At 69.5% G+C, this 9181-nt stretch carries 8 protein-coding genes and 1 riboswitch; of the genes, 6 read left to right on the forward strand and 2 right to left on the reverse strand.

What is annotated here, in order from left to right:
• Positions 1 to 169 precede the first annotated feature (169 nt).
• Complete coding sequence (locus tag AOK15_RS19975) at positions 170 to 1114, reverse strand: glucosyl-3-phosphoglycerate synthase (protein ID WP_055518756.1); 945 nt, start codon at positions 1112 to 1114, stop codon at positions 170 to 172.
• Between the two features lie 131 nt (positions 1115 to 1245).
• Positions 1246 to 1389: riboswitch (SAM riboswitch) on the forward strand.
• A gap of 18 nt (positions 1390 to 1407) precedes the next feature.
• Here AOK15_RS19975 and thrC point away from each other — a divergent pair.
• The 6 genes from thrC (at position 1408) to AOK15_RS20005 (ending at position 7960) form a co-directional block, all read left to right on the forward strand.
• Positions 1408 to 2709, forward strand: coding sequence for a threonine synthase (thrC, locus tag AOK15_RS19980; RefSeq protein ID WP_055518757.1), 1302 nt, complete (start codon positions 1408 to 1410; stop codon positions 2707 to 2709).
• 55 nt (positions 2710 to 2764) lie between these two features.
• Positions 2765 to 3040, forward strand: a complete 276-nt coding sequence (locus AOK15_RS19985; RefSeq protein WP_055518759.1) for a MoaD/ThiS family protein — start codon at positions 2765 to 2767, stop codon at positions 3038 to 3040.
• A gap of 463 nt (positions 3041 to 3503) precedes the next feature.
• Positions 3504 to 3707: a cold-shock protein gene (locus tag AOK15_RS19990; protein WP_009339379.1), complete on the forward strand. Its 204-nt coding sequence runs from the start codon at positions 3504 to 3506 to the stop codon at positions 3705 to 3707.
• Positions 3708 to 4066: 359 nt separating this feature from the next.
• Entirely contained in the window at positions 4067 to 5689 is a 1623-nt protein-coding gene (gene groL / locus AOK15_RS19995) for a chaperonin GroEL (protein WP_055518761.1), read from the forward strand.
• A gap of 245 nt (positions 5690 to 5934) precedes the next feature.
• Entirely contained in the window at positions 5935 to 7056 is a 1122-nt protein-coding gene (locus AOK15_RS20000) for an NADH:flavin oxidoreductase (RefSeq protein WP_055518763.1), read from the forward strand.
• 232 nt (positions 7057 to 7288) lie between these two features.
• The gene (locus AOK15_RS20005; protein ID WP_055518765.1) at positions 7289 to 7960 is read left to right on the forward strand and encodes a superoxide dismutase family protein; all 672 of its coding nucleotides are present in this window, start codon (positions 7289 to 7291) and stop codon (positions 7958 to 7960) included.
• A 122-nt stretch (positions 7961 to 8082) separates the two neighbouring features.
• On the opposite strand, the gene AOK15_RS20010 is transcribed toward AOK15_RS20005, so the two are convergent.
• On the reverse strand, positions 8083 to 8961 hold the full coding sequence (locus tag AOK15_RS20010; protein WP_055518768.1) for a hypothetical protein: 879 nt from the start codon (positions 8959 to 8961) through the stop codon (positions 8083 to 8085).
• Between the last annotated feature and the right edge of the window lie 220 nt (positions 8962 to 9181).

Raw genomic sequence — 9181 nt, forward strand, 5'->3', positions numbered from 1 at the left:
GTATACAGGAGCGCCTAGGGGGGTGGGGGTGACCTGTGCGTCGGCGAGTGCGGGTGCGTGGGGGCCGTTCGCGCAGTTCCCCGCGCCCCTGGAAAAGCAGGGGCCTGCGGCCCCGTGCTTTTCCGATGAAGGGCGGGCCGTAGGCCCGTTCCCCCCCGCACCCCGCCCCCTACGCCGCCTTCCGTTCCACGTACTCCGCGATCTCCGCCATCGGCGGTCGCTCCTCCACGTCCACCGCGTACGTCCGCGGCTCGAAACCCTCCGCGCCGCGTTCGAACTGGGTCAGGACGGGACGGATCAGGTGGCCGCGGGCCAGGCGGAGCTGGGCCGTGCGGTAGATCGCCGCGGACATGCGGCCCAGGGCCTGCCCGTCCTGGTGGCGGTGTTTGCGGACGCCCACATCGACCTGGGCGAGCGCGTCGAGGCCGACGAGGTGGAGCGCGTCGACGAGCATGCCCAGTTCGATCCCGTAGCCGACGGGGAAGGGGAGCCGTTCCAGAAGGGAGCGGCGGGCCGCGTACTCGCCGCCCAGCGGCTGGACGAAGCCCGCCAGCTGGGGCCAGTGCATGTTGAGCAGGGGGCGGGCCATGAGTTCCGTCACCCGGCCGCCCTGGCCGGCGGCCGCGCCGAGCGGGCGGTCGTACATCGCCTTGACCAGGTCGACGCCGGGGTCGGTGAGCAGCGGGCCGACGATCCCGGAGACGAAGTCGGAGGAGAACTCCTTGAGGTCCGCGTCGATGAAGCAGACGATGTCGCCGGTCGTGACCAGCAGTGACCGCCACAGGACCTCGCCCTTGCCGGGCACGGCGGGCAGGCGCGGCAGGATGTCGTCGCGGTGGACGACCCGCGCCCCGGCCGCCGCCGCGACCTCGGAGGTGCGGTCGGTCGATCCGGAGTCGACGACGACGACCTCGTCGACGAGCGGGACCTGTTCCATGAGGTCATGGCGGATGACGGCGACGATGTCGCCGACCGTCTCCTCCTCGTTCAGCGCGGGCAGGACGACACTGACGGTCTGACCCGAGGCCCGTTTCGCGGCAAGGATCCTGTGGAGCGGGCGATCGGTCACGGACCAGGAGCGGGTGCTCAGCCAGCGCTCGACTTCCTTCAGCACAGTGCGCGGCTCCTCTGCGTTCATCTCGCGGTTCGGACGGCTCTCTCAACTGTCCTGGCCTTCGGTTACAGTCTTGAACAACGCTGATGACCATCGCATGTCGGTGCTCGTGTGCGTATACAACCAAATACCGCTCATCCAGAGGGGCAGAGGGATACGGCCCGATGAAGCCCCGGCAACCCTCCAGCTGTCTTGTCACGTCGCCGTGGCGAGGTCCGGCTAGGGAAGGTGCCAAATCCGTCTCACGACGAGATGCGTCGTGAGGAAGATGAGGAGAAAGGGCCTCGCCTCACATGGCTGCGCAGACTGTTGCCACCGAATCCACGACCACCGACGGTGCCGCCCAGAGCGTCGACCTCGGTCCCGCCGCCGCCCTGAGCTGTCGCGAGTGCGGTCACCGCGTCCCCCTCGGACCGGTCTTCGCCTGCGAGGAGTGTTTCGGCCCGCTGGAGATCGCTTACGACTACTCCGCCTACGACACGGAGGAGCTGCGCAAGCGGATCGAGGCCGGCCCCGCGAACATCTGGCGGTACGCGCCCCTGCTGCCCGTCCCCGCCGACGTGGCGACCAAGCCGAACCTGAACCCCGGCTGGACCCACCTCGTCAAGGCCGACAACCTCGCCCGTGAGCTGGGTGTCACCGGCGGCCTCTACATCAAGGACGACTCCGGCAACCCGACGCACTCCTTCAAGGACCGCGTCGTCGCCCAGGCCCTGGAGGCCGCGCGCGCCTTCGGCTTCACCACCCTGTCCTGCTCCTCCACCGGCAACCTCGCCGGCGCCGTCGGTGCCGCCGCCGCCCGCGCCGGCTTCCGCTCCTGCGTGTTCATCCCGCACGACCTGGAGCAGGGCAAGGTCGTCATGGCCGCCGTCTACGGCGGTGAGCTGGTCGGCATCGAGGGCAACTACGACGACGTGAACCGCTTCTGCTCCGAGCTGATCGGCGACCCGGCCGGCGAGGGCTGGGGCTTCGTGAACGTCAACCTGCGGCCGTACTACGCCGAGGGCTCCAAGACCCTCGCGTACGAGATCTGCGAGCAGCTCGGCTGGAAGCTGCCGGACCAGCTGGTCGTGCCGATCGCCTCCGGCTCGCAGCTCACGAAGATCGACAAGGGGCTCCAGGAGCTGATCAAGCTCGGGCTCGTCGAGGACAGGCCGTACAAGATCTTCGGCGCCCAGGCCGAGGGCTGCTCCCCGGTGTCCGTCGCGTACAAGGCGGGCCACGACGTCGTCCGGCCGCAGAAGCCCGACACGATCGCCAAGTCGCTGGCCATCGGCAACCCGGCGGACGGGCCGTACGTCCTCGACATCGCCCGGCGCACCGGCGGGGCCGTGGAGGACGTGACCGACGAGCAGATCGTCGACGCGATCAAGCTGCTCGCCCGGACCGAGGGGATCTTCGCGGAGACCGCGGGCGGGGTGACCGTGGGGGTCACCCGGAAGTTGATCGAGAGCGGGCTGCTGGACCCGGCGCTGACGACCGTCGTGCTGAACACCGGTGACGGTCTCAAGACGCTGGACGCGGTCGCCGGGACGGGGCTCACCGCGACCATCCGTCCCAACCTCGACTCGTTCCGCGACGCCGGGCTCGCGTAACCACCCAGCCCCGCGCCCCCTCAGCTCTGCCGTACACACCCGGAGGTCACCAGTCATGAGCGTCAGCGTTCGCATCCCCACCATCCTTCGCACCTACACCGGCGGTCAGGCCGAGGTCCAGGCCGAAGGCGCCACCCTCGCCGAGGTCATCGCGGACCTGGAGAAGAACCACACCGGGATCGCCGCGCGCGTCCTCGACGACCAGGGGAAGCTGCGGCGGTTCGTGAACGTCTACGTGAACGACGACGACGTGCGGTTCGAGCAGGGTCTGGAGACGGCCACGCCGGACGGTGCGGGCGTGTCGATCATCCCGGCCGTCGCCGGCGGCTGATCACCGTTCCGTACCCGCCGGTAGTAACCGTCGGTAACATTGATTACGGATTGTTCATCGAATTGCCCCCTCCGTGAGAGAAGCGGAGGGGGCAATTCTCTATGGTTGAGCACGGTACAGTTGGGGAACCCGGCCCGCTTGCCGATCTGATTTCATGCCGGGCGCATATCCAATCGCGCCGCACGCCCTATATGAAGTAGCCAAAGTCTGTAGGGCATTTGCGTGTTTCGCGCCTTTTATGGGGCCCGACTTGCCCTGAATTCAGGGGAATTGTTCGTACATTCCCGACCGGGCCTGTCCAGATTTTCTCGTCCGATTGCCCTGTTGCAGACGGCAGTTGGGCAGATACATTCAGCCGCGGTCGACGCGTTCCGGCGCACACCCCCAACCGTTGGGGGGTGAGGTCTGACCCGGGTCCGCGAAGTGTGGATCTGTGCAAGGGCCAGTAATAGGGGAGTTAGGCATGGCTCAGGGCACCGTCAAGTGGTTCAACGCGGAGAAGGGGTACGGCTTCATCGCGGTCGACGGTGGTGCGGATGTATTCGTCCACTACAGCGCGATCCAGATGGACGGTTACCGCACCCTGGAAGAGGGCCAGCGGGTCGAGTTCGAGATCTCGCAGGGTCAGAAGGGTCCGCAGGCGGACATGGTCCGTCTCGCAGGCTGAAGCAACGCGCCGGTTAGCAGCGACGTTCTTCGTTCTTCTCGGAGGGTCCGCGCCCCGTACTCGGGGTGCGGACCCTTCCGCGTGTCCGGAACGCCCCGCCGGCGGTCGCGCGGACGGGGTGCCGACCGGGCGCGTAGGGGCGCGTTCACCTGCGGATCATCCGGAGGCGCTTGCACTCGACCATGCCGAGTGCTAATCATTGGCGTTAGCACTCTGAAGGTGAGAGTGACAACGAAGGACCGGGTCGGTGAGGCCCGCAGGCCAGGTGGGGCAAGGAACCACGAGGCAGGCGAGCCGTCCGTCGCGGGCGCGGGCGCGGTCCGAAGGAATCACCCCCAGTCCTGGAGGGACCACTTCACATGGCCAAGATCATCGCGTTCGACGAGGAGGCGCGGCGCGGCCTCGAGCGCGGCATGAACCAGCTCGCGGACGCCGTCAAGGTGACGCTCGGCCCCAAGGGTCGCAACGTCGTCCTCGAGAAGAAGTGGGGCGCCCCCACGATCACCAACGATGGTGTGTCCATCGCCAAGGAGATCGAGCTCGAGGACCCGTACGAGAAGATCGGCGCCGAGCTGGTCAAGGAAGTCGCCAAGAAGACGGACGACGTCGCCGGTGACGGTACGACCACCGCGACCGTCCTCGCCCAGGCGCTCGTACGCGAGGGCCTGCGCAACGTCGCCGCCGGTGCCAACCCGATGGCCCTGAAGCGCGGTATCGAGAAGGCCGTCGAGGCCGTCTCCGGTGCGCTGCTCGACCAGGCCAAGGAGGTCGAGACCAAGGAGCAGATCGCCTCCACGGCCTCCATCTCCGCCGCCGACACCCAGATCGGCGAGCTGATCGCCGAGGCCATGGACAAGGTCGGCAAGGAAGGCGTCATCACCGTCGAGGAGTCGCAGACCTTCGGTCTGGAGCTTGAGCTCACCGAGGGCATGCGCTTCGACAAGGGCTACATCTCGGCGTACTTCGCCACCGACATGGAGCGCATGGAGGCGGTGCTCGAGGACCCCTACATCCTCATCGCCAACTCCAAGGTCTCCAACGTCAAGGACCTGCTCCCGCTCCTGGAGAAGGTCATGCAGTCGGGCAAGCCGCTGCTGATCATCGCCGAGGACGTCGAGGGCGAGGCCCTGTCGACCCTGGTCGTCAACAAGATCCGTGGCACCTTCAAGTCCGTCGCCGTCAAGGCCCCGGGCTTCGGTGACCGCCGCAAGGCCATGCTCGGCGACATCGCCATCCTCACGGGCGGCGAGGTCATCTCCGAGGAGGTCGGCCTCAAGCTGGAGAACGCGACCCTGGACCTCCTGGGCCGCGCCCGCAAGGTCGTCATCACCAAGGACGAGACCACGATCGTCGACGGCTCCGGCTCCGCCGACCAGGTCGCCGGCCGCGTGAACCAGATCCGCGCCGAGATCGAGAACAGCGACTCCGACTACGACCGCGAGAAGCTCCAGGAGCGCCTGGCGAAGCTCGCGGGCGGCGTGGCCGTCATCAAGGCCGGTGCCGCGACCGAGGTCGAGCTCAAGGAGCGCAAGCACCGCATCGAGGACGCCGTCCGCAACGCGAAGGCGGCCGTCGAGGAGGGCATCGTCGCCGGTGGTGGCGTGGCCCTGCTCCAGGCTTCCACGGTCTTCGAGAAGCTGGACCTGGAGGGTGACGAGGCGACCGGCGCCAACGCCGTGAAGCTCGCCCTGGAGGCCCCGCTCAAGCAGATCGCCGTCAACGGTGGCCTCGAGGGTGGCGTCATCGTCGAGAAGGTGCGCAACCTGCCCGTCGGCCACGGTCTGAACGCCGCGACCGGTGAGTACGTCGACATGATCGCCGAAGGCATCATCGACCCGGCGAAGGTGACGCGTTCCGCCCTGCAGAACGCCGCGTCCATCGCCGCGCTGTTCCTCACCACCGAGGCCGTCATCGCCGACAAGCCGGAGAAGGCCGCCGCGCCCGCCGGTGGCGGTATGCCGGGCGGTGACATGGACTTCTGAGCCTCCTCGTAGAGAGAAGGTTCGGACCCGGTCCGTCAGTACCGAGGGCGGCACTCCCTGTTCCGACAGGGGGTGCCGCCCTCGGGCGTGTCCGGGGTCACACGAGCCGCCGGGCGTCGGCGGAATGCCGTGGCGGGCGGGGAGGTTGACGAGTAGAGCGGTCCATGCACGTGCATATAGCGCGGGCGGGGCGCCGCAGTGACCGACCGCCCGATGTGCCACCGACCTCTCCGAGGAGTCCCCACGTGACCACCGCGTCCACCTCCCGTGCCGCCGACGTTCTCTCCCGGCCCGTCAAGATCAACGGTCTGACCGTCCCGAACCGGATCGCCATGGCTCCCATGACGCGGGTCTTCTCGCCCGGCGGTGTGCCGGGTGCGGACGTCGCCTCGTACTACGGTCGCCGGGCGGCCGCGGGTGTCGGCCTGATCGTGACCGAGGGCACCTACGTCGGGCACGAGACGGCCGGTGACCTGGACGGCGTGCCGCGCTTCGCCGGTGAGGAGCAGCTCGCCGGGTGGGCGAAGGTCGCCGAGGCCGTGCACGCCGGCGGCGGCACGATCGTGCCGCAGCTGTGGCACATCGGCACCGTCCGCCAGCAGGGCAAGCTCTTCCCCGACGCCCCGGTCCTCGGCCCCTCCGGTCTGCGCGTCGACGGCACGCCCGCCGAGGGCGGCCGCGCCATGACGCAGGCCGACATCGACGAGGTCGTGGCCGCGTTCGCGCGGTCCGCCGCCGACGCCGAGCGCGTCGGCATGGACGGTGTCGAGATCCACGGCGCCCACGGCTACCTCGTCGACCAGTTCCTCTGGGAGCACACCAACCGCCGCACCGACGCCTACGGCGGCGACCTCGTCGCCCGCACCAGGTTCGCGGCCGAGATCGTGGCGGCCGTAAGGGCCTCCGTGTCCCCCGACTTCCCCGTCATCTTCCGCTACTCGCAGTGGAAGCAGGAGGCGTACGACGCGCGCCTCGCCGAGACGCCGCAGGAGCTTCAGGCGCTGCTGAGCCCGCTCGTCGAGGCCGGTGTCGACGCGTTCCACGCCTCCACGCGCCGCTACTGGCAGGCGGAGTTCGAGGGCTCCGAGCTGAACCTCGCGGGCTGGACGAAGAAGCTCACCGGCAAGCCCACCATCACGGTCGGCTCGGTCGGGCTCGACGGCGAGTTCATCGCCGCGTTCGCCGGTGAGAGCTCCTCGACCAAGGCCATCGATGACCTGCTCGACGGTCTGGAGGCCGAGGAGTTCGACCTCGTCGCCGTGGGCCGCGCGCTGCTCCAGGACCCGGAGTGGGCGGCGAAGGTCCTCGACGGCCGCTTCGACGAGCTGAAGGCGTTCGAGCCGGCCGCCCTGGGCTCGCTGAGCTGAGCATGCCACGGGGTGGTGCCCCGGGGTGGATCCCGCGAGGCCCGGACTTTTCGCCAAGTCTCCCCAGTACCCGGCGGTAGTGATCCAATTCCGCCGAATGTGCCGCTGTAGTGTCATGAGCGCAGCGTCGCCCGGGCACCTCAACTGCCAGCCGATGAGCGGCAGTTGAGGTGCCTTCTTTTGTTGCGCGACCGCTCCCCTTCACCCCCCACGAACGGGACGAGACAAGCTCATGGCACGACACAAGCTCACCCTGAAGCACAAGCGGCTCATCGCGGCCGTCGCCGCCGTCGGCGCGGTCGCCGGCGGTCTCGGTATCGCGGCCGGCGCGAACGCCAGCGAGACCACCTCCGCGACCAGCCCCGCGCCTACGCCCGCGGCGGCGGCCGACACCCCGTCGAAGAAGCAGCCCGTGGTCAAGGTCGTCGTGAGGTCGGTGCTCGCTCCGGAGGCCACCGCGGACGTGGCACCGGCGGTCACCTACGACACCGCGCTCGCGCCGCTCGGCGCCCGCGTCCAGGTGAAGGAGGAGCTGCGGCGCGACGGCGGTACGCGGATCGAGCTGCGGCTGCGGGACCTGGTCGCGAACCGTTCGTACGGCGCGCACGTCCACACCAAGCCGTGCGGCAAGCTGCCCGCGGACGCCGGGCCGCACTACCAGGACCAGGTCGACCCGGTGCAGCCGTCCGTCGACCCGAAGTTCGCCAACCCCGACAACGAGGTGTGGCTGGACGTGAACACCAACAAGGACGGCTCGGCGCGCTCCATCGCCAAGGTGGACTGGCGGTTCCGGGAGGGCGGGGCGCGTTCGGTGGTCCTGCACGAGAAGAGCACGTCCACGCACGCGGGGCACGCGGGGACGGCCGGGTTGCGGCTGGCCTGCGTGAACGTGCCGTTCAAGTAGGAGGCTGGGCGGCCGGGCCGGTCAGTCCGCGTAGTCCTTGAGCTTCTCGGTGTCCAGTGTGATGCCGTCGCCTCCTTCCTCCCATCGTGCCCCGGCATGGTGGCGGCGGACCGTAGGAGCGGTCATACGGGTGTCCTCTCTCGTGGCTTCAGGGACATCGCCGCACGGATCTCCGCCGCGCGGGCGTGGACCGAGGCAGCCGGGAGGGGCGCCTTGTGGCGGGTGGGCGCGCGTTCGCCTCGGCAGGCGCCGCAGGTGCCGCCGGGCAGGGCCTCCGGTGCGCCCGGAGCGCGGCAGGTGGCGCACTCCAGCATGCGGAGCGGCGGGCGTACGGGGTCCGGCTCCGGTTTCCGCTCCGGCTCCGGCTCCGGTGGGAGCTTGCTGGTGAGGCGGGTGCGGAGGAGGGCCGCCGGGCTGTGGACCGGGGTCGGGAGCCCCGTGGTGAGCGCCTGGCGGATCGTCTCGTCCGTGGCGCCGCGCTCGAACCAGGGCAGGAGGAGCGGGGCCAGCGCCGCGCAGTCCGCCTGGGAGAGGGACAGGGAGGGGGTGGTGCGGCCGAGGGCCGCGAGAAGGATGTGGGCCCGGGAGCGGGTCGGGCGGCCACGCTCGGGGGCCTCCCCCTGTGCCTCCCGTGCCTGTGCCTCCCGCCGCGCCTCCGGTACGTCGCCCCGCGTGAAGCTCGCCCACCAGCCGTCGTCCCGCGCGGTTCGGGAGAACCACGATCGGGTGATCCATCGGGCACTGCCCGACTCGGCGGTCAGATGCTCGCGCCCCCGGCGCAAGTGACCGGCCTGCTGAAGCCTGTTGAGGGCCGTGCGCAGCGCGCACTGGCCGTACGGGAGCGTCTTGGCCAGCGTCTTCACGGAGATGTCGGCGCCGTCGGGGAGGCGGTCGATGTACGCGGCGATCGCCGCCTCGCGGGGCGGGAGGTCCGCGAAGTCGTGCGGGGAGCGGGGGTGTTGGCCGGGGGCGGTGCGTTTGCCGTAGCCCGGGTTGGCCATGGGGTGGGACGACCCGAGCGGGGACGCGTGCGCGGGCAGGAGAGCACTACTAAGCTTGGCCTCAGCCATGGGATCGAACTTCCTCTTCGATCTTGTAGGTCAAGCCCCCGCAGGTGTTGGTAGCACCTGACGGGGGCTGTTTCGTCTGCGCGCACGCTATCAGCACGATCACCGTGCGTGGCAACTTGAACGCGGGACGTCAACAGGCCGGGTGGGAGGG

It is taken from the genome of Streptomyces ossamyceticus (assembly GCF_001418475.1).
GTDB classification, from domain to species: domain Bacteria; phylum Actinomycetota; class Actinomycetes; order Streptomycetales; family Streptomycetaceae; genus Streptomyces; species Streptomyces ossamyceticus.